The 23,014-nt window shown below is 28.6% G+C and carries 16 protein-coding genes; 2 read left to right on the top strand and 14 right to left on the bottom strand.

The genetic code is table 11. The features are described from left to right. Nucleotides 1-14 precede the first annotated feature (14 nt). The 3 genes from NNC19_RS00170 to gpr all read right to left on the bottom strand — a co-directional run bounded on the left by NNC19_RS00170 (nucleotide 15) and on the right by gpr (nucleotide 2,646). Nucleotides 15-386, bottom strand: a complete 372-nt coding sequence (locus tag NNC19_RS00170) for a hypothetical protein (RefSeq protein WP_310936558.1) — start codon at nucleotides 384-386, stop codon at nucleotides 15-17. Between the two features lie 113 nt (nucleotides 387-499). Beyond that, a complete protein-coding gene (locus NNC19_RS00175) occupies nucleotides 500-1,591 on the bottom strand; it encodes a stage II sporulation protein P (RefSeq protein WP_310936559.1) in 1,092 nt (363 codons plus the stop codon). A gap of 80 nt (nucleotides 1,592-1,671) precedes the next feature. Then, nucleotides 1,672-2,646, bottom strand: coding sequence for a GPR endopeptidase (gpr, locus tag NNC19_RS00180; protein ID WP_310936560.1), 975 nt, complete (start codon nucleotides 2,644-2,646; stop codon nucleotides 1,672-1,674). 175 nt (nucleotides 2,647-2,821) lie between these two features. On the opposite strand from gpr, the gene rpsT reads away from it, so the two are divergent. Beyond that, nucleotides 2,822-3,085, top strand: coding sequence for a 30S ribosomal protein S20 (rpsT, locus tag NNC19_RS00185; RefSeq protein WP_310936561.1), 264 nt, complete (start codon nucleotides 2,822-2,824; stop codon nucleotides 3,083-3,085). A 44-nt stretch (nucleotides 3,086-3,129) separates the two neighbouring features. On the opposite strand, the gene NNC19_RS00190 is transcribed toward rpsT, so the two are convergent. From NNC19_RS00190 to NNC19_RS00205, 4 genes are all read right to left on the bottom strand, one after another. Beyond that, entirely contained in the window at nucleotides 3,130-7,908 is a 4,779-nt protein-coding gene (locus NNC19_RS00190; protein ID WP_310936562.1) for an alpha-amylase family glycosyl hydrolase, read from the bottom strand. A 177-nt stretch (nucleotides 7,909-8,085) separates the two neighbouring features. After that, nucleotides 8,086-9,120, bottom strand: coding sequence for a DNA polymerase III subunit delta (holA, locus tag NNC19_RS00195; protein ID WP_310936563.1), 1,035 nt, complete (start codon nucleotides 9,118-9,120; stop codon nucleotides 8,086-8,088). Nucleotides 9,121-9,194: 74 nt separating this feature from the next. After that, on the bottom strand, nucleotides 9,195-10,898 hold the full coding sequence (locus tag NNC19_RS00200) for a ComEC/Rec2 family competence protein (RefSeq protein ID WP_310936564.1): 1,704 nt from the start codon (nucleotides 10,896-10,898) through the stop codon (nucleotides 9,195-9,197). 22 nt (nucleotides 10,899-10,920) lie between these two features. After that, nucleotides 10,921-13,410: a cation-transporting P-type ATPase gene (locus NNC19_RS00205; RefSeq protein WP_310936565.1), complete on the bottom strand. Its 2,490-nt coding sequence runs from the start codon at nucleotides 13,408-13,410 to the stop codon at nucleotides 10,921-10,923. 407 nt (nucleotides 13,411-13,817) lie between these two features. Here NNC19_RS00205 and NNC19_RS00210 point away from each other — a divergent pair, with 407 nt between their 5' ends. Further along, nucleotides 13,818-14,966, top strand: coding sequence for a 3D domain-containing protein (locus tag NNC19_RS00210; RefSeq protein WP_310936566.1), 1,149 nt, complete (start codon nucleotides 13,818-13,820; stop codon nucleotides 14,964-14,966). Nucleotides 14,967-15,086: 120 nt separating this feature from the next. Here the strand turns inward: NNC19_RS00210 and NNC19_RS00215 are convergent, their stop codons facing one another. The 7 genes from NNC19_RS00215 to NNC19_RS00245 form a co-directional block, all read right to left on the bottom strand. Next, entirely contained in the window at nucleotides 15,087-16,574 is a 1,488-nt protein-coding gene (locus NNC19_RS00215; protein ID WP_310936567.1) for an Ig-like domain-containing protein, read from the bottom strand. Between the two features lie 195 nt (nucleotides 16,575-16,769). Then, a complete protein-coding gene (gene sigF / locus NNC19_RS00220; protein WP_310936568.1) occupies nucleotides 16,770-17,525 on the bottom strand; it encodes an RNA polymerase sporulation sigma factor SigF in 756 nt (251 codons plus the stop codon). Nucleotides 17,526-17,535: 10 nt separating this feature from the next. Continuing rightward, entirely contained in the window at nucleotides 17,536-17,967 is a 432-nt protein-coding gene (gene spoIIAB / locus NNC19_RS00225) for an anti-sigma F factor (RefSeq protein WP_310936569.1), read from the bottom strand. Between the two features lie 14 nt (nucleotides 17,968-17,981). Next, complete coding sequence (gene spoIIAA / locus NNC19_RS00230) at nucleotides 17,982-18,317, bottom strand: anti-sigma F factor antagonist (protein ID WP_310936570.1); 336 nt, start codon at nucleotides 18,315-18,317, stop codon at nucleotides 17,982-17,984. A gap of 188 nt (nucleotides 18,318-18,505) precedes the next feature. Next, nucleotides 18,506-20,803 carry an AAA family ATPase gene (locus NNC19_RS00235; protein ID WP_310936571.1) on the bottom strand — a complete coding sequence of 766 codons (2,298 nt, stop codon included), beginning with the start codon at nucleotides 20,801-20,803 and terminating at the stop codon, nucleotides 18,506-18,508. A gap of 151 nt (nucleotides 20,804-20,954) precedes the next feature. Continuing rightward, nucleotides 20,955-22,001, bottom strand: coding sequence for a DNA polymerase IV (locus tag NNC19_RS00240; protein WP_310936572.1), 1,047 nt, complete (start codon nucleotides 21,999-22,001; stop codon nucleotides 20,955-20,957). A gap of 13 nt (nucleotides 22,002-22,014) precedes the next feature. Next, the gene (locus tag NNC19_RS00245) at nucleotides 22,015-22,965 is read right to left on the bottom strand and encodes a DUF4003 family protein (protein WP_310936573.1); all 951 of its coding nucleotides are present in this window, start codon (nucleotides 22,963-22,965) and stop codon (nucleotides 22,015-22,017) included. Between the last annotated feature and the right edge of the window lie 49 nt (nucleotides 22,966-23,014).

Below are 23,014 nucleotides of genomic sequence, written 5' to 3' on the forward strand. Positions count from 1 at the left end.
AAAAAAGGCCTCTATTACATGATAACTTTCTCCACTTTATCTTTTATTGAAGTAAAGAAATCACCTACACCATCTACCATCTTTTCTGCCTGATTAATCAAGCTTGATTCTTTTGTAATTTTATAATCTTTTTCTCCAACCTTTACTAAAATTTCATCAGAATCATCTTTATATATTTTTACAGAAGCATTATCTCTAATAAAATTTGAAAAATCTTCTCCAAATGCTTCAGATACTTTTTTATAATTTTCATTTGTATCATCTAGTGGTGATAAAGCTTTTGTATTAATTATATTAACTTTTGTTAAGCCTATAGTTACAAGAAAAATCATTAATAGGACAAATAATATTCTTAATTTAATTCTTTTTTTCACACTCTTTTTCAAAGAAAACATCCTCCAAAATACATTTAGTTAATCTCACTTTAAAGATCTTAACTTTATATCTTAAAGGATGCTCATTTTCCTATCTTTTATACATTATGGCAAATTTGGACTCGTTATTTATTAACATGCTCTGCTATTAACCTTGCAATGTACTTTGCAGATCCTTTTGCTTCTGCTGATGAATTAATGTTTGCTCCACATTCAATTAGCATACTGTTATCACTCAACCCTTCATTAAACCCATTAATTCCATGATTATAAGTTAATATCTTTATTGCGAGTCCTGGGAAAAGTGTATTTGCATTATTCATAAGTTCATCAGCTAAAGCACTATTTTTCCCATACCTAGTACTATTTTTAGCTGTTACAAACATTAACTTTGCAACATTTTCTCCATTAATATTAGCTGTAACAGCAGATTTATTTTCCACTGAATCTCTATGAAGGTCTATTATCATTTTAAAATCTCCATACTTTTTTAAATACCTATTAACCGTTTCATTAGATCTTGAATAACTATCATTGTATGATACACTATGGTTTGTTTTATCATGTATAACTGAAATACCATAATCTTCTTCTAATATTCTACCAATCTCACTACCAACTCCAACAACACTATAATTTTCATCTAGAGTATCTCCCCCTGTTTCTGCATAATTTTCTGTTGTATGTGAGTGATAAATAAGAACTTCTGGCTTTGAATTATCTAAATTTTTCTTAAGTTTAGGATTATAGGCAGGTGAAGCTTTCGTATCTACCCTATTTTGATTATTACTACCACTATCATTAGTGGTTTTATTTTCATTATTATCAACTTTAACTATAGAACTATCATTAATTTCAAATGGACTAATGCCTGTTGATGCAATTTTATCATTAGGTTTAAATCCTTGGCTAAAAAAGCTAACTTCATTATTAACTATTGCAAAGCAATTTATATTTTTTAAACCTGTTGCTTCTAAGCACACTTCTTTGATAGATAGCTTATTTTCAGCATAAGCACCCTCATCATATATCTGATTCTCTACTATAGGCATTCCAAAGTTTAATAATTGTACATAAGCAAATCCTCCTCTTTCTTTGCTATTTCTTAAAATATTAATAACTCTATAAGAAAATATACTCAATACAATCAATAATATTATTACGCCTATATTTATGTTCTGTTTCACATCTTTTCTTCTTATATTTTGTTTATACACCTACAAATCCCCCTTTGTATATCCAAATTAGATTTACTCTATATTATATGGGGATTTTACATAATTATAATTAGAATATATTAATTTAAGAACTTATTAATATCTTCAACTGTCATGCTAGGCTGAACTGCTATATTTATTCCATTTGCTATTATTTTGGATAGAGAATCTATCATTAAATCCACTTCCTTTGGCGTTACTACTAAATCACCTACAAAGGGATCTAGCACTTCTTTAATCAATATACTCTTTTCTTGTTTATCTAATTTTTTTAACATCTTATAAAAATCTTTTCCTTCTTCTGATTGCTTAATTAAATCATCTAAAACTAAATCTATAGTATCATTTGCAATAGTTGCAGCATCAACTACAGTAGGTACTCCAATGGCTATTACTTTTACACCTAATGTTTTCTCATTAATCTGCATTCTATGATTTCCAACCCCAGCTCCTGGAGATATTCCTGTATCACTTATTTGAATAGTTCTGTTTACCCTTTCTATCTTTCTAGAAGCTAAAGCATCTATGCAAATTACTACATCTGGTTTAATCCTTTCTACAATACCTTTAATTACTTCCCCAGTTTCTATTCCTGTTATTCCCAAAACACCTGGTGCAATAGCTGCAACTGGTGAGATACTATCATCAATAGTATCTGGCATTATTGATTTTAAATGTCTAGTTACCATTATTCCTTCTGTTACTTTAGGTCCTAAAGCATCTGGTGTCACCTTTCTATTTCCAAGTCCTACTACCAAAGCTAACTTATTTTCATTCATGTTTATAATTTTTTTCAGTGTTTTTCCTAAAGCTATAGAAACATCATCCATAAGCTCTCCATCATATACAGTAAACTCTGGAATTTCTAAAGTTATATAATTTCCGATGGGCTTTCCCATTTTAATAGCCCCATCTTCTGTCATTATTTTCACCTTTGTTATTTGGGTACCTTCATCCTCATATTCTTCTACAATAACCCCATCCGCATCTTTTTTATTCTCTTGTTTATAAATCTCACGAGCTTCTACAGCTAAGTCAGTTCTTACATTTATCATTTCCTCACCTCTCAATAATTTTATTGTCTTTCTTATTTTTCCGATTTACTTAAATTTAATACTTGAATCTCATAACTTTCAATGCTATAATATGGTGTGTCGAATGTGACGCTTATATGCAGATTTCCCCAAAACTGCGAGAGGCCCTATAAAATTTAGAGGGGGTGAATTAAGAATGGCAAATATCAAATCAGCAAAGAAGAGAATATTAGTTGCAGAAAAGAAGACTGCTAGAAATAGAATGGTTAAGTCTGCTTTAAAAACTGCTATAAAGAAATTTGAAGCTGCAGTATCAGCTAACAGTGCTGACGAAGCTAAAGCTTTATTCGTTAAAGCTTCTAAGTCTTTAGATATGGCTGCTCAAAAGGGAGTAGTTCATAAAAACATGGCTGCTAGAAAGAAGTCAAGATTAGCTGCAAAGTTAAACGCTATGGCGTAGTTGTAATAAAACCGACCTTATTTAAGGCCGGTTCTTTACTTTTACTATGCTTTTTTCTTTTTATATGAATACCTAAATCCTGCAAATGCTACAAACAACATACTAATTAGCAATATAAATTCATTTTCACTTGCCATATCTCCAGTCTTTGCTGTAGCGGATTTTTCTCCATTACTATCTTCATCATCATTATTTGCACTAGTTAATTTTTTATCCTTATCTTTATTTTCTGGATCTTTATTAGTTATTTCATTATCTACAATGATATAATCACTAAAATGGTTTGTGACAAATGTGAATATACCATTTTGTACTTCGCCTTTACCAGCTAGTACAAAATTATCACTACCAGCTATATAGTAACAATATAACTCTTTACCATCGTTATTTTTATCAACTGAAACTTCCAACATCATATCAGTACCTAAAGCACCATCTTTTAGATTTGTTTTAATATTAAACTTATCTATTAAATTTAAATTCTTAACTTCATTATCCAAATTATCATTAACTAAAACTTTAAAATCAGTTAATCCTTGGTCACTTAATGTTTCTTTAAGTTTTTTAACATCTTTAATTGTTATTTTTATATTTCCTCTCTTAATTACTATTTTAAGATCTTTTCCTGAGTTTACTATATACTCTAAAAGATTTCCACTTATACCTTCATTCATATTAGAAATTACTACTTCACTTCCATTTTCAGCCTTACTTATTTTATCTTCTATCTCTTTATCTGTTTCTGGTATAATCCTATTTTTAACCACTGAATCAGTATTATAAGCATCTTTTAAACCATCTTTATTAAAGTTAATTTCTTTTACTTTATCAACTAAAATGACACCTCCTAAAGCCGGAACTCTAACTGTTACCTTTCCATCCTCAACTTTATAGATTTCTTTGTCATTTAATATATTAGTAAGAGTAGTTCCTTCCTTAACTCCTGGTACTGTGAATGTAGTTTCTACTTCTTTTTCTTCTCTATTTGCTACTACTAAAGCCTTTGAATCATCATCTGATCTCAAATAAGCCATTACATCATTTTCAAACTCCTTTGGCATTTGTGGAACACTCACCTCTCCTGTTCTAAGTGATGAATAACCATTTCTTATAGCTGCAAGTTTAGCATACCACTCAACTAATTCTTTATCACCTTTTCCCCAAGTAAATGCTCTCCTATTATCAGGATCATCACATCCAACCATTCCAATTTCGTCACCATAATATATAGTTGGTGCCCCTATATAGGTCATTTGTAAAAATGGTATTAACCTCATTTTTGCTTTAGCTAAATCTGTAGCAGGATTTGCAAACCCTCTTGTTGATTTTTGAGCTCCATCTAAAGCAGATAATACCCTTTGAGTATCATGAGACCCAACTAAATTCATCATAGCTTCTAAAGCTTCTCTTGGATATTGTTCTCTCATTTTTTCAAGCTCATTCATAGAATCTTTTGCAGTTACTCTCGTTTTATTATCATCTTGAGTTCCTTTTACAAAATTTAGCATAGCTCCTCTAAATCTATAGTTCATTACTGAATCATACATATCTCCAATAATATAACTTGATGCATCTGTCCATATCTCACCTATTATAGCATTGTCACCTTCTTCTTTTACTGTCTTCCTAAATGCTCTCCAAGTTTCATCAGATATTTCATTAGCAACATCAAGCCTCCAACCATTTGATCCATCTCTAAGCCATTGTCTTGCTACAGAATTATCCCCATCAATCACTTCATTCCTCCAAGACTTTACATTATATTCTGATCCATTTAATGCTTGTATTACTGGCATTGAATCATAACCTGACCAGCCCTCATAACTATAATAATACTTTCCAGTTTCATTTCCTTTAGAATCTTTTTCAGCAGTTTTAGCATTATTTACTATAAACCAATCCTTATAATGCAAATCAGTAATTCCAATGGAATTGTAATAGTCAGTTACCTTCTTTTCTGCATCAACTTGACTTAATCCACTATTATTTATTTCATCATAAACATGTGACCAGTACTGATATGCTCCAAGCGGTCTTCCTTTCGCAACATATTTTCCATATCTATCAAAATAAACAGAATCATCAGATACATGATTATATACTCCATCAAGTATAATATGCATTCCATTTTCTTTAGCTACTTTAGCAAGATTTATAAAATCCTCCATCTTTCCAAGCTGAGCATCAAGCTTTGTGTAATCTGTAGTATCATATCTATGACTTGAAATAGATTGTCCTACTGGATTTAAATAAAGCACTGTAACTCCAACAGATTTTAAATAATTTATCTTTTCTTCTATTCCTTTTAAATCTCCACCATAAAGATCATTTGACCAAGCGTTAACATCACCTTTATTAGCATTGCTTGGATAAACATAGCCATCCTTAAGCATTAAATCTGGATCTTTAGGCAAGGAATACCAGTCACTTATAAACTCATATGGAGTAGTTCCTCTGGCATACTTTTGCATATAGTCATTATCCTTATCCCCATTAAAAAATCTATCTGGATATATTTGATATATAACTCCATTCTTTAGCCAATCAGGAGTTTTAAAGTCCTTTGTAGAAACATTAAATTCATAATTTTTCACTTCACCTAAGTTACCTACTTTTCCTTCTGCAAAATATCCATCATCATCTCCATAGGCTTTTACATCAGAGCCATTAGAAATTACAAAATAATATGAAAATGTTCCTATAGTCTCTGGAGTATAGGTGCTTGTCCATCTATCGTTGCCATCATCAAAATTTCCATTTTTGTTCATATCAATAACTTTAATTCCTTTTGGAGTACTTAAAATCATTTTTCCTTCTTTACCTATATCTTTTTTTACTTTTAACGAAAATTTTATTGGAGTTCCTACTGATACAGCACCATATGGACTCTTGTATTCTTCTATCCTAGAATTATAATATATTGAATCATTATCTACTTTTTCATCTGAAGCATCATTAAAGCATATTTCTGTCTTTGGATCATATGAAAAAGTAACAGTTCTATCCCTATCTAAAATCAATTTGTCAACCTTAACATTTCTTTCCTCTTCACCTTTGACAGTTAGATTCAAATTATCATAGCTACCTTTCTTTAAATCAACTTTTCCAGAATATACTCCATTTAATTTTTCATCAGTTAATTTTCCCAATACTTTATTCCCATCATTTAAAGTTATATTTAAAACCTTATAATCTAAATCAGTAACAACCTTATGTGAATCATCATTATATAAGAATGTTAAATCCATAGTTTGGGGAATAATTATGCTTATATTAGAACCATGATCTACTCCATTAGCACCATAATTTTCAGGATCCCATGTATAATTTAAAGCTATTTTATACTCATATCTACCTCCCTTAACACCTTTAAAAGTCTTCTTATAATTACCATTTCCTATATAATCTAATTTAAGAGCTTTATCTGCAGGATTCCATGTTCCATCTGTGCCTTCAATACCTGTAGATAAAGAACCTGGAATAGTAACATTCCTTCCTTCATATTTAGGAAAATTCACAACAGATTTCCCATCATTAACGTCCTTATTGCTTGGATCTAATATCTCCTTTCCATCTACTATAAATTTATACTGAATTTCTTTTGCATCATCTCCTACCCTTATAGTAGTTGACCACACTCCATCATCAGACCTTGTTAAAGCAGTATTATCTTTACTCCATTCATTAATATTACTAGTTAAAGAAACTTTTTTAGCCTCTGCATTTTTATAATTAAAGGTAATAGTTCCATTATCATTTACTACTGGACTTTTCACTTCTACTATTTGAGATTTAAGGCCTACTGCTAAAGCTACTTCATCTGGATTATTTATAGAATCTATAATTTTACCTTCCTTTATATCCACAATAAATACAACATTTTTTTCTGAATCAAGTTTTAATGAAACATTGTCTGTCTTTGGTATTCCTCCATCGTCAAAACTATAATTTACAATTCCCTTATATTCATAATTTCCTGCCTTCAATATAGATGTATACAAAAACTTACTAGAATCTATCTGATGCATATCAAAACTCTTACTTGTTACATCCCAATCACCATCTCCACTTCTTACAGTCCCAATAAGTGATACATTTTTCAAAATTTCAGGGTTATCTACCGAATTTTCGGTAACGTTTCCAATGCAATCTGAAAAAAATGTTACACTTTCTGTTCCTTCAGGAATTACTATCTTTTGATTTGCAGCAGCTTCTCCATTGTTCCAAGCTCCATTATATGCAATTTTAAATTCCATAGTGCCTGATTTTGTCACTTTAAATGTCTTTTTATAAATCCCTCCACCTACATAATCTAATTTAAAATCATCATCTGAAGGGTCCCATGACTTTCCACCCAAACACTTATCTAATTCACCTGTTAGTATAGCTTTTGATTTGAATTGATCTGGGTTGTTAACTGAATCATATACTTTTTTATTTTTATAATCTAATCTAAAAGTAATATCCTTGTCCTCTTTTAAATTTAACAAAACATTGTCTTGTCCACCATCTTTACCATAACTCTCATCCCATGCTCCATTCATAGCTATTTTATATTCATATTTTTCATTAGCTTTTAATTTAAGTGTAGCTTCATAAACTCCATTTTTATATTCCTTAAGTTTTCCAAAGTAGTTTTTTGGGTTCCAATCTTCCCCTAAATTATTGTCTTTCATAAGGTTTCCAACCAATACAGCAACTGAATCTGCTTTTACACTGGATTCAACTGCTCTAACTTTACTTAAAGATAAATTGTTAAACAGAGTAAATAAAAACATTACTAAAGTGAACCAAGTTATCCTTCTAAAATTATTTTTCCTCATTACTTTTCCCTCCCAGCATATATATTTATATGGAATATTATACCACATACCGTTTACATTATATATAGCTAGAGGTTTGTGCACTTCTACAAATTAATGAGTCTCCTAGTCACATTAATAGAGAGTTGAAAAAGAAAATTTAATTTTCTCCATTTTCAACTCTCTATTAATTAAACTCTATTTTTTTATCATCAATGTATTTAGAAGTAATAATTCTAACTCCATAGTCTTATCTACTCCTGAAGATTTTAGTCTTGCTTCTGTTTTTACTGAAAGTTTTATTAAATCTTCTAATTGTCTTCTTGAAAATTTAGAACTTAAATTCATTAATTTCTCACACACAAATGCTGGAACCCTAAGTTCTGACATAAAATCATTGACCTTTTTTCCTTTTTCCATTCCAAGCTTTATATTATATAATTTCTTAAATTGAGATTCTATAGATGTTACTATTAACATATGTTGATCTGCTTTAAACAATAAATCATCCATAATATCTATAGCCTTTTCTATTTTTCTTTGAGAAATAAGGTCAACTAAATCAAATATATCATCTTCACTTTTAGAAGGAATAAGTTTATCTATATCTTCTTTTTTTATTTCCCTATCCACAGTATAATCTATTAGCTTATCTACTTCCCGTCTTATAACATTAAAGTTATTTTGCACTCTTTCACAAAAATACCTTAATTCAATTTTTCCTATATTTTTACCTTTTTCACTAAAAACATCTTCAACTTTTCTTACAAATCTATCTCTTTTTAGTTTTTCAAAATGAACTATTTCTGTAATTTTATCTAAAGCCATTAATTTTTTGTTCTTCTTAGGATTTTCTCTTTTATCATTAAAGACATAGTACATTATAAATACCGTAAAGTTTGGCATATCCTTCAAATATTCTTTAATTCCATTATATAACTTAGTAGATGAACTATCTGTCTTATCTCTTAAGAAATTAGCCCTATATACTAAAACAACTTTTTTCTCTCCCATGAAAGGCATGGTTTCACAAGCATTCATAATATCATCCATAGTGGCAGTTAACCCATCTATCCTTATATAATTTAAATCTTCAAATCCACCAATTAAAATTGGTTTTGATAAAACTTCTATTCCTTCTTTAATTAGTTCTTCGTCTCCACCACAAAATACATATGAATTTTTTATAGATTTATTTTTAATTTCTTTTTCAAATATATCACTAGTAATCAAGTTAATCCGCCTTTCATCTATACACTCTCTAAGGAACAATCAAAAAGTCAGTTCGCCAGACTATTTTCATATCCCTAATAATATAAAAGTTTATCTCCAAAAACAAATAAACATTTTGATTTTTTTTCTACAAAATTAATTATATCATAAGTTCTCTTTAAGTTTTCCTTCTTATTTATCTTTAACAAATACTCTTTCCCTTTTAATTGCAATATAAAATTTTTACCTTCTGCTTTAATCTTTAATACATTTTTCATATTAATAGATTTTGCTTCTCTAATTCCTTCATCTGCTAAGTTTATCTTTTTAAGTTTTTTCATATCAATATTTCTTGTAGCAGAAATTATTTTTCTCTCTCCCATATAGGATAATAATAATCCTCCTTCTTTTAAATATTCTACTTTAGCTATAGGACTATATAAATTTATTAAAACAGTTAATACAGCTGCTATTGGTAAAATCTTTAACTTTTTAATACCTTTAAAATAAAAATATGCACCTATAAACATAGAACAATAAATCATTACCACTCCATCATTTACTATATAAGAATTGCCACTTATATCATATAAATACTCTGTACATATATCTAAAAGATTTATAACTTTTAATAACACAAATGAAATTAAATCAAATAGCTCTTGTATAGGAAGTGCTATTAATAGAAAATTACCTAATATAATTAAAATATTTAAAATTGGCTCTAAAATCAAGTTACCTAAAATAAAGGTCAAAGAACACTCATTAAAAGAATACATTATAACAGGCATAGTAAAAACTTGAGCTGCCAAAGATGTAGCTATAGTCTTTCTTATATACTTTGGTAATCTATATAATTTATTATTTAATCCTTTAGAAAACAAAATCATTCCAAGTGTAGCTAGAAACGATAATGTAAATCCTAATTGAAAAATAGCATACGGAGTAAATAATATTATAATCCCTGCACTTAAAGCTAAAGCACTTAAAGGATTATAATTCTTTTTAGCATTTGGAGCTAAAGAAAACATAACTATCATAAATAATGCTCTGAGCGCAGAAAATGCCGCTCCTGTAAGCAATACATATAATGAGGTAACCCCTAATGATATTCCTTTTCCTAAAAAAATCCTTAGTAAAGAAAACACTAACACCACATGCAACCCAGAAACACTTATAGCATGTATAACCCCTAAGGTTTTCATTTCCTCTTGATCTTCACCATCCAAATATTCAGAATAACCAAAAGCTAAAGATGCTATTAAAGCCCCTTTTCTTTGTCCTAAATTTTCTTTGAGTTTTGCATATATATTTTCTCTTATGCTGTACAGTCTTCCCACTAAACTCTTATCTAATTTTTTTACATTTTTAACACTTAAAGTCCCTACTATGCCTTTTTCTTTATCTACTTCTTTTTCAAAGTCACCTTCCACATAAATATTGTCGCCTAAAGAATATTTAGAATTTTCTCCTTGAAGGTACATTCTTTTTCCATTAAATGTACCAATTTTACTATAGCTCTTCTCTTCAATCACCTGAACTTTTCCACTAAATTTATTGCTAGAACTTATATTATAATAACTTATATTATTTACTAATCCTAAAGCAAAAAATAGAATTATAATAATAGTAAATATAGAATTTGTATTAATATATACAAATATAAAAAAAAGGCAAGCAGAGGTTACTGCTAGCCATAAAAAATCATCATATATTCCATAAATTATAGATCCAAATATTAATGATAGGGATATATAAATGATAGGCATACTAACCTTTTCTATATCTCTGATTTTCATAGATAAATCACCTCATCATTAATCATTGACATCTTTTCAATATTAATTCATATATTAAGTTAATCAAGATAATAACTCCTAATTTTATTAAACTATAGGATGTTAAAGCCAATCCATTTAAGAGAACTAATCCACCTATTGAAGCAAGCCATAAAACTATTCCAGTAATAAATAAAATCAATTGAATAGATACCTTCTTAAATGATATTGAAATATTAAAAAATACATGTATTATGATAAATGCTCCTAATGTTGCTATTAATATTTCTTGAAAATTACTATTCACATCATATAGTGCGCCCAAAACAAGCATACTATTTACAATACCTCTTAAAATATATCTTTTATCCTTACCTTTAGGCGAACTAATTAAAGCTAAAAATAATGGTATAGCTAAAACCACATTTACCACAAATATCGGTATATAATTCATCCTTATTTCAGTATTTATCATAGGTAAAGAATTAACTACAACTATTTCTGAAAATAGTAATGATATTAATGCAGTTTCAACTTTATCTATTCCTTCGTTAAATCTCTTGGCTGTATCAAATATGCTCAAAAATCCTTTTAAATAATTATTCTTAATGAATAAATCTGCTGCATTTTTTATTATCTTTGGAGCATTTCCTTTTCCTATTCCTAAGCTAGATAAACTTATTGCTGGTAAATCACCCAAGTTTTCTCCACTTGCTGCTACTTTATATTTGTCTTTAATAAATAAGCCTATTATCTTAGCTTTAAGTTCTGGAGTAACTCTTGAAAATACTCTTGTTTTTCCAACTGTATCAATAAGTTCTTCATTTCCTAAAGAATAAATCTCAACACCACTAATAACTTTACTATTTGATGAAGTCAACTTTGCTTTTTTACCTATCGAAGTTGCTACTATTTTATTATCATCAGTAATCATAATGGGTATGATACCTCTATTTTTAATTTCTTCCATATCATTTTCTAAGTCATCATTTAAAGGATTATCTAAAGCAACTAATCCTACAAAGACTAAATTATTTTCTATATTTTCTTCCCTTGATGGAGTGTAATTAAAACTTCTGTAGGCTATCCCTTGTGTAATTAATCCTTCCAAAGAAAAATTATAATCAACAGCTTTGATTCTTTCTATATCTTCAGGGGTAATTTCTTTCTCTAGCCCATCAATCATTATATGACTGCATCTATCAAGTACAGCATCAACATTTCCTCTTGAATTTGACCTTGAACCTTGCTTTACTTTGTTTACTGTTGTTATTACCCTTTTATCTGTATCCATAGGAATTTCAAAAACTCTTCTATGATCTCCCTCTAGCATAGATTTATATACCATCTTTTCATTTGCAAATTTTAAATATGCTACTTCTTTTAATTCACCCTCGCCAATATCTTGCTCTGAATCATAAGTAGCATTGTTACAAAGCACTATGGTTTCAATTAACCTTTTAACTGTAATCTCTCTATTATATGTAATTTCTTTACCGTTAACAATTCTATTATTTACATACAACTTATCTACAGTCATTTTTGCCTTTGTAACTGAACCAATTTTATCCATAAAAAGAATTTCTATTTCACTTATTATATCTAATGTAGACACATTTACTAAATCTATACCTTTTTTATGTAAATCTTTTTTTAATATTATTACATATAAAAAAGCAATGCTTATAAAAGGTATACTCTGTATAGCAAATAAAGATAAACTCAATTGATAAAAATCCTTCATAAAATAATAGCTTAAAATAGATGCAGAAACTGCAACCAACAAAAGTATAAAGATTATTTTTCCAAGTCTCTTTTCTATTTTTTTGCCTAAAGTATGTTTATTTTTATTAGAATGCATTATCAAAGTAAACATTTTTCCAAGCTCTGTTGAATCACCTGTTTCAACCACAATTCCAGATCCTTCACCTTCTATAACTACAGAACCTTTAAATAACATGTTTTTCATTTCTTCTATAGAAAAAATATCATCATCTATTTTACTATCAAATTTATCCTTTAAAAAATTTTCTCCAGTAATATTTTTTTCATCAACCTTTATCTCTGTTGCTGTAATTATTCTAATATCTGCTGGAACTAATGAGCCTTTGGAAAAATATACTATATCACCTTTTACTAACTCTTCAGATTTAATTACTTTTGTAACACCATCACGAAGTACTTTAGTATTTGTATTGTTCAAATTTTGTAAAAATTTTGTTTTGTTTGCCTTGCTCTTTGCATGAGCTATTTTTATTAATAAACTTATAAATATAATAGCAGTAGATATGCTTCCCATAACATATTCACTAAGATAAAATAAAACACCTGCTATTGCAATACTTAAAAAAATATATATACTGAAAAAATTTTTTAAAGATGTCATAATTCCTCTGTTATGCATAACAAAGACTTTATTATCACCTGACCCTTTTCTTCGTTTCTCACATTCTTCTTCATTTAATCCCTTATATATATCACTTTTAAGCATTTCAACAATAGCTTTCCAAGAATTATTGCTATAAATGTTCAAAATGCATCCTCCATTCATGTGATTCTTTATACCTTAATATATTATAATATATTTTCGAGTATCCTTACATATTTTTTATAAAAAAAATCAAATAAAAAACTAAAATACTAAATTAGCCCATATTTTATTGTTTAATCTCTAACTTTTTAGGATTAAATTTATAATCTATTATTTTTTTTAATGACACTTAATTATTTTAAAGGCACACTGCACTAGTTACATGCATTATGCATAATCCTTAAGTCATATTGCACAACTTTCTATTAACATTTCTTTTTATTATACTTTTTTGTGTTTGTTTAGCTATTTTTCTTTATAATCCAACAAATTTGTCCTTTTTTCAATATTATGTTATTATTATATGAAGAGATTGTGTTCATTCTCTAATATAAAATATAGGTGATTATATGAAAAAATTTACATCAATTGTCTTTGCAATTGTACTTTTATCAATTAATGTGCCTCTTATTGCTGAAGCTAGTCCATTAGATGATACTAAATTTGAATTTAACATTGTTTCTGATGAAGTAAGATTAATAGATGTTGATATTTCAAATTCAAAGAAAGATGTTGAAGAACTTCAAGCAGAAATAGCAACTAATGAAGAATCTATAAAAAAGATTCAAACTGAAATTAATAGTAATCAAGGAAAAATTACTTCTCTAAATGAAGAAGTTAATAAATCAGAAGATACATTGTCTATGCGATTAAGAGAAATGTATAAGAGTGGTAGTTACTCTGAATTAAGTTACTTAGCTTTTATTACTGAGGCTGAAAGTGTTGGTGACTTTTTTGAAAGGCTTAATTCTTGTAGATTGCTTATTACACAGGATAAAAAATTAGTAGATGGAATACATGAAAAAGTTAGTCAACTTACTGAATCTATTAATTCTATTACTAAGCAAAAAGAAGATTTATCATCTAAAAATAAAGAAATTCAAACAAAAATAGATGATATAAAAAAGCAAGAAGCTATAATTGCAGAAAATAAAGCTAAACTTGATGCTGAAAGAGCTCGTATAGCAGAGGAAGTTCGTCAAAATGAAGACAACCTTATTAAAAATTCAGTTTCAATTATTAATTCTAGTAATGATGCAAAAGCACTAAGTGAAGCTATTGATAATTTAAAGGGGTTATTACCTCAACTTACTACTGATTCTGTAAAAGCGACAGCTAATAATGCTATTGCAAAAGGTAATAAAAAAATAGCTGCATTAAAGCAGCCAGAAACTACTGTTTCAGGTGGAGCTCCAACTACATATAAGAAAACTTTAAGTATGGAGGCCACTGCTTATACTGCCAATTCAATAACTGCAACAGGAACAACTCCAGTTAGAAATCCTAACGGATTGAGCACTATAGCTGTTGATCCTAGAGTAATTCCTTTAGGAAGTAAAGTATATGTAGTTGGATATGGTTATGCTATAGCCGCTGATACTGGTGGAGCTATTAAGGGAAATATTATAGATTTATTTTTAAATAGTAACCAAGAATGTATCAATTGGGGAAGAAGAAATGTTACTGTTTATGTTATTGCTTATAAAGGTGAATGGTAAAATAAGCAGACAAGCTACAACTTAATTATTTGAGTTGTAGCTTGTCTATCTTATTTTCACTTTTTAGACAATTTATCTTTTCTTATTTGATTTTTTAATCATATTCTTTTATCTCTCCAATTAATTACCCAGCACATAACAAGCTATTCCATCATATTTATAATTATCATTTCCATTTCCTAACTCATTTATATTAGTTGTATAAAAATGTACTCCATCAACATATCTAGAATATCTATATAATGGTTTTGTACCATTTACTTGATTTCTGTAAACATAACACTGTATACTAACATAACTATAGCCATTTTTACCATTACCCAATTCATCAAAATTAGTTGTATAATAAAAATCATCAAGTGATGCATTATAATATCTATATAATGGACTTGTTCCATATAAGTTATCCTTATAAACATAACATTGTATCCCATCATATAAATAGTTTCCTCCACCTTTTCCCAACTCACTAAAATCAGTTGTGTAAAAATGTGCTCCATTTGAATATATATAATATCTATACAATGGAATTCTTTCATTTATTGGAGTAGTTTGCACTAATATATTATTTTCAAATACATATAAGTACAGATTACGCTCTTCTATACTACCATCATTACCTATTGATTGTACTTTCATAGTATGATTTCCAAGAGTAAAACTATTTACACTATAGCTAGTTGAAAATCCACTTGTACTAGCCCCAGGATACCCTTGATATTTTTGTTCTACATCTGCTCTTGCTCCCCCTATTGTTGCATCTTTTGAATATTTATCATCTAAATATATTTTTACTGATTTTACTCCAGATGGATTTAATGCATACCCACTTACTGGCATTGTGCCTGTATATATCTTTCCTATTTGTGGTGTTTCTATATTTAATACTGGTTTAAGTTGTGTTGTAGGCGTTATAGGTGTTGTAGAATCCACCAATTGCCCATCAATATCTATTGCATCTAATCCCATCTCATACCAAGGATATATTCCTCCATGTGCTGGACTTGTTAACTTTATCTCCACATCATGTACTCCAACAGAATTAAAGGAATATTCATATAGTAGAGCTTGTTCAACAAAACTATTACTATTACTCTCACAAATTGGCCAAAAATTATCAACCTTTGTTCCATCAATTAAAATATCCATATTTTTTGTAGGATTATACTTAGTAATATAACTTTGAGGAAGTTTCCATAGCATTCCTATAACTCTAAATTTGCTTCCATTAATTCTAAACTTAACACTATGACCTCTGCTCGCTTCATAACTCTCTGTTGAGTCATAAAACATATGGTCAATATTATCTCCACTATCACTGTAACCTTCTGTCCAACCTATTACTTTTGTATCTGTTGTATATTGTATTAAGCTATTTGTATCATCATATCTATTCCACCCTTTTTCAGGATATTTTAGTATATCATCAACTTTAGCACTATTATTAGATGTATTGTTTAAATTACTAACACCTTTCATTATTTCATTTTTGTGTACCTTACTATCAGACTTGTTAATGGCAGTCCCAGCATTTGCATATGTCTTCAATGTACATATAATAACAATTCCCATAAATATAGATATTATTATTTTGAAATTTCTTTTCATTTTTCTCCTCCTCAAACAGAAACATTTACCTATATATAGTCGAATAGTAATAAAAAAACTTTAGTTCTATATTTTAAGTTCTTTTAATCCATATAAAGAATTTACATACTTTTACTCTTCACTAAATAAAAAAAACAAAACCTCCAATCACTAACAACTTAATGATTGAAGGTCAGTTCTCAATTAATCTATCCATTAATCTTGTAGTTTTTCCCTCATAACAAGTAAAACCTTCTTCTCAATCCTAGAAACCTGCACCTGACTAATCCCTAACATCTTAGCCACCTGAACCTGAGTTTTATCCTTAAAATATCTAAGTACAATAATCTGTCTAGCCTTTTCATCTAAACTTCTTAAAGCTTCTTTTAATGCAATACTGTCAACCATTTCATCATCATCAGTTCCATTTTCACTTAGCTTATCTATTAATAGAACAGGAGCACCATCTTCTTGATGTATAGTATCATATAAATACTGTAAACTTGATGATGATTCTATAGCAAATACTATATCTTCCTTTTCTATTCCAGAATAAGTGGCCAATTCATCTATTGTTGGTTCTCTGTCTAATTTTTTAGTTAACTCTTCTTTATCAAAGTGAATCTTTCTAGCTAAACTTTTTACATTTCTACTTACCTTAATCATTCCATCATCTCTAAGAAATCTCTTGATTTCACCCATAATCATAGGAACAGCATAAGTAGAAAACTTAACATTATAGGCTGCATCAAAATTCTTTATAGCCTTAACAAGGCCAATACAACCTATTTGAAATATATCTTCATAATCATATCCTCTATTTAAGAACTTCTTACTCAAGGAGGATACAAGAGGAAGGTTCATCTCTATTAACCTATTCATAGCTAGTTCATCGCCATCTTTTGCTCGAGGAAGTAACTCAGTGTTATCTTCGTAATTATATTCCTCTCTTTTAAAATTCCCTTTCTCCATACCAATCCACCTAACTCACTGTACTAAATTTCTTCTTTAATACTACCCTTGTACCTTCTCCCCTTTTGCTTTCAACTTCCATGCTATCCATAAAGGTTTCCATAACAGTGAAGCCCATTCCAGACCTTTCAAGGTCTGGCCTTGATGTATATAAAGGCTCTTTTGCTTTTTCTACATCTTCTATTCCATTTCCATGATCAATTATTGTTATGGTAATTTCATTCTTTAATAATTCAGCTTCTATAAAAACCTTTTTGTCCTCTTTTCCTTCATAGCCATGAATGATTGAATTTGTGACAGCTTCTGATACAGCTGTTTTTACATCTGTTATCTCTTCTATTGTTGGATCTAGCTGAGATACAAAAGCTGCTATTGCAACTCTTGCAAAGCCCTCATTTTGGGACTTACTTTCAAATTCAATTTTAATTTTATTATCATACATGTAAAACCCCTCCATTAAATGCACTTTAGTGCTTCTGTCAAGTTACTATAGCTATCGATAATTTTAAATAATCCTGACAACTCAAATACTCTATTAACACCATTATTTACATTAGTTACACAAAGTGCACCACCTTTTGCTGATATCTTTTTATATCTTCCAACTACAACTCCAATTCCAGAACTGTCCATAAAGGTTACTCCTGAAAAATTTAAAATTAATTTTTGAATATTATCCCTATCGATTCTATCATCAATTTTAACTCTTACTTCTTCTGCACTATGATGATCTAGTTCACCTACTAAATTTGCAATGAGCTTATCCTCTTTTTTTTCAAACTTTAGATACATATTATGTTACCCTAGAGATTTCCCTTAGAGTAATTCACCTCCCTCAAAAGCTCTTTTTCCATATTTTATCACAGTTGTTAAATGTTAGTCAACAATATTATAATTTTTATTACATTTATTGGTATAATATTAAAAATATAAAGCGAAGCTTGTTGAAAAAATCCACTAGCTTCGCTTTATATTTCTTACTATTTTTGTTTTGTCCTATATTTATCTATTTCCTTGGAAATATCCTTAAAAAATTCTTCTATAGTTTGATTTTCCTCTAACATCATAACTTCTATTGCATCTTCTAAATTATCCATTGTATAGATATGAAATGCTCCTTTTGAAACTGCTTCCTCTACCTCTGGTTTTAAAATTATTTCTTCTCTATTTGATGAAGGAATCAAAACACCTTTATCTCCACATTCTCCCATGAGTTTACAGGTTTTATAAAATCCTTCTATCTTTTCATTTACTCCACCTATAGGTTGAACTTCTCCGAATTGATTAATTGACCCTGTTACTGCAATATTTTGCCTAATTCCATATTTGCTTAAAGCAGATAATATACATAATATTTCAGCAACAGATGCACTATCTCCATCTATTTTTCCATAGGTTTGTTCAAAACTTAAATGAAAATCTATAGGCAACTTTTCGTAAGGATTTATAATATTACTTAAAAGTCCAGAAAGTATATTTATTGATTTTTCATGAATACTTCCTGACATGTTACTTTCCTTTTGTATATCTATTATTTTCCCATCGCCCTTACATGCAATACATGTAACTTTCATTGGCTTTCCAAAACTATAATAACCCGAATTCAATACTGCTAATCCATTTATAGTTCCTACCATCTTCCCCTTTAATGAAATAAAGATTTTCTTTTCTTCATACATTTCCATTATTTGTTCTTCTATTAATTCTTCCTCATATGCTACTTTTATTATATCTTTTCCGGAAATGGATTTTCGCCTTTGATCTTTAACCTCACTACCTGATAAGATTAAAATTTTATCCACATCAACTTCATCTATACTAACCTTTTCCTTACTATTGGCTTTTCTAGATAAATATTTAATTAGTTCCTTAACACCTTCATCATCAATATCATTTAAATTATACTTTTTAACTCTTTCTTTTATATATTCTTTTATGACTTTCCCTTTTATATCTTTATAATTAATTACATTAGAAAATTCTACTCTTAAAGGGAATAATCTTCTAAAATCCTCATCTGCATCATAAAGGATATCGTAGCTCTCATAATCGCCTATTATGATTACCTTTACTTTAACAGGCATAGGCTTAGGCTTTAATCCATTAATAGATAATAGCTCTAAATAACTTCTAGCTGAATCTATATTTACTTTACCAGACATTAAAGCCTTCTTTAAAGAATAATAACTAAAATTATTGTTTACAAGCTGACTTAATCTTAAAATTATGCATCCTTCATTAGCTAAAATTAAAGATCCTGGTGTTATTAGTGAAAGTTCAGTAGTATATAATCCATTATGATTTTCATATTCTACATTTCCCATTAAATTCATTACACTTGGATCTTCCTCAAAAATCACTCTAGGCTTTTTATAATTACTATTATCCACCAAAACTGATATATCATATTTATTTAATATTTCATTAATAACACTTTCATCTTCCTCAATATTAATGGTATAGCAATCTACCAAACTTTTTTCAATATTATAAAATAACTTTTCTAAATATTCATAAACATCATCATCAGTTATAAATTTTAATAAGCATTCTTCTTTTTCCTCTTCAAGCTCTACATCCAAAAACTCTGAATATATATCCTTTAATTTTGTAATTGAAGTAAGTTCAATATCCTTTAATTTTTCCAATACAACTTCTGCCTTATTTCTAAGTTTGGATGCTCTCTTAACTATTTCATCCTTAGAATCATCAGCTAAAATGTCATATTCTTTTTCTGTCATAACTTTTCCTTCTTTTAAAGGAAGGAAAGCAAATCCACCAGTAGTGGCTTTTACATCAAAGCCTTCATCTTTTGCTATCTCAACAAGCTCACCAATGTAATTACTCCTCTTACTATGAACCTCTTCTATTATACTATCCTTTTCAGATTCTGAAGAAGTATTATAAAAATCCATAACAACTTCATAATAGCTATTTTTAATATTTTCTACTTCATTTTTAAGCTCTTTCCCTTTTCCATTAGCTAAAAAAATAGGCTCTGGCTTTTTAGGATCATCTATAGTCACATAACAAATATCTTTTGGAGAATCAGAATTTTTATAAAGATTTTCAATGAACTTGATCAAATCATTTAATTTATCTTTAGAAAAAGAATCTATTAAATAAAGATTATATCCTTCCTCTTTGATTTCAATAGCTCTTTTAACTTTTTGATATGCTAAACTTATACCAGGAATATCATTAAACTTTGCATTCTCTTCTCCTTCATTTAAATCAATATTAAATAGCACTTCATTTGGAGTTAACTCTCTTTTCATTTAATAATTACCCACTTTTAAAACTGTCTTACTCAGTCTTATTGAAGTAGTTCCCTCCTTTTTAGTAATCTACTATATTAATATTCCTATAGTTCCTATTTAGACAACACTTTTATGAAAATTTTTATTATATATTTAACATTCTTATCATCTAGAATAAACTTAATTGTTCTATTCTTGTTTCTTTAAAAGAAGACACACTAATTCCTATTAATCTGATATCTTCACTTAGTTCTTCTACTTCAAGAATTTCTTTAATAGATTCATATATTTCCTCTGCTGTACAAATATAATGATTTAATGTTTTACTTCTTGTATGGCTTTCAAAATCACCTGTCTTATATTTTAAAGTTACTGTTTTACCTAAAATATTTTTTGACATTAAAATAGAACTTACTTCTTTTGAAAAACCTTTAATATAACCTAATAATTCATCTTTATCACTTGTATTCTCCCTAAGTGTTCTCTCTTTTCCAACAGACTTTCTCTCCCTAAAGGTTTCTACTTCTCTATTGTCTATCCCCCTAATCCTATCATATACAACAAGCCCCATCTTTCCTAATCTCTCTTGTAGAAAATCTTTTGGCAACTCATATAAATCTTCTATAGTGAAAATCCCCATATTATTTAATTTCCCTACTGATTTCTTTCCAAGACCAAATACTTTTGATATAGGTAATGGCTTTAAAATGTTTGGAACCATATTTTCACTAATAAACATAATACCGTTTGGTTTATTCCAATCTGAAGCAAGCTTTGCTAAAAATTTATTGTAAGAAATACCAATAGAAAGAGTTAGTCCTAATTCCTTTCTAACTCTTTCTTTTATATATAAACCTGCTTTTTCTCCACTATTAAATCTACTATTTGAAATATCCAAAAAAGCCTCATCTATTGAAAGAGGCTCTATTATAGGAGTAACTTCTTTAAAAATTTCAAAAACTCTTTCTGAAATTTCTCTATATCTATAATATCTAACAGGCAAAAATATTCCCATTGGACATTTACTTCTAGCTAAAAAGATAGGCATGGCTGAATGCACTCCATATTTTCTAGCTTCATATGAACAAGTGGATACAACTCCTCTTTCTCCTATTCCTCCAACTATAACTGGTTTTCCTTTTAATCTAGGATTGTCTTTTTGTTCAACGGATGCAAAAAATGCATCCATATCTACATGTAATATAATTCTATTCATAACTATATTTTTTCTAAGCTAATACATCCTCTAATATACCTTGATTTTTGCTTACAAGCATTGAGTATATTCCAACAGATAAAAGCTCATTTATATACCTCTCATGTTTATAATTTCGTGAATATTCTATTATGGCAATAGCTATAAACATTCTAAATCCTTTATCCATATAAAATTCATATTGCCCTTCTTCATCACATAAGTATTTTATCACTTCATTTATTTTATTTATATATTTTTTTGGTTCTTCCTTTCCTGCTACAGATCCAAGTAAAGGTAATAATTGATGACTTACTTTTATATCTTCTTTCTCAAACTCAACTAATAAATCTTCCATCCTTTCAGCTGCAGATTCATTTTTGTTTATCATTAATGTCATAGCTAGTCCTTGTATGCTATTGTTTGAAAGCATCTCTATCTTACTATATCTATCAAATATATTATCCATATATTCTATAATATAATCTTTCTTTACATTATTTATAGCTAAAAGAGCACATTGTAAGTAGTCTTCATGATTTGTTACATTATTATATTTAGCTCTTATCCCTTCATAAATTTCTCTCATTTTTAGGATTTTTTCAATTCTTTCATCTTCTTTTGTATATTTAACTAAGGCATAACTTGCTAAAACTAGATTTTGGCTATCTTTAAATCCCAATTCCATAAGTTTGTCGTATATGGAAAGGATTTCATTTATAAACATAGACGCATTATTTTCTAAAGCTATTAATTGAGATACCATATATAAAATATCCCCTCTAAAAGAAGACATTCTTGAAGTTTCTTTATTAATTAGAATCCTAACCTCTTTTGTTTTTTCTGCCATAACTTCCTTCTTTTGCCCCGAAAAAATTAATGATGAAAAATGATTAATATAATCTCCATCAAATCTTAACTCTTCTTTTGCTTTTCTCAAATTATCTATAACTAAATCACAAATATTTCTTATTTTTAATTTCATTTTGATTCCTCTTCCCCCTTATAATTGTACATATTAATTATACTACAAT

This window comes from Clostridium sp. SHJSY1 (assembly GCF_031626875.1).
GTDB lineage: Bacteria > Bacillota > Clostridia > Clostridiales > Clostridiaceae > Clostridium.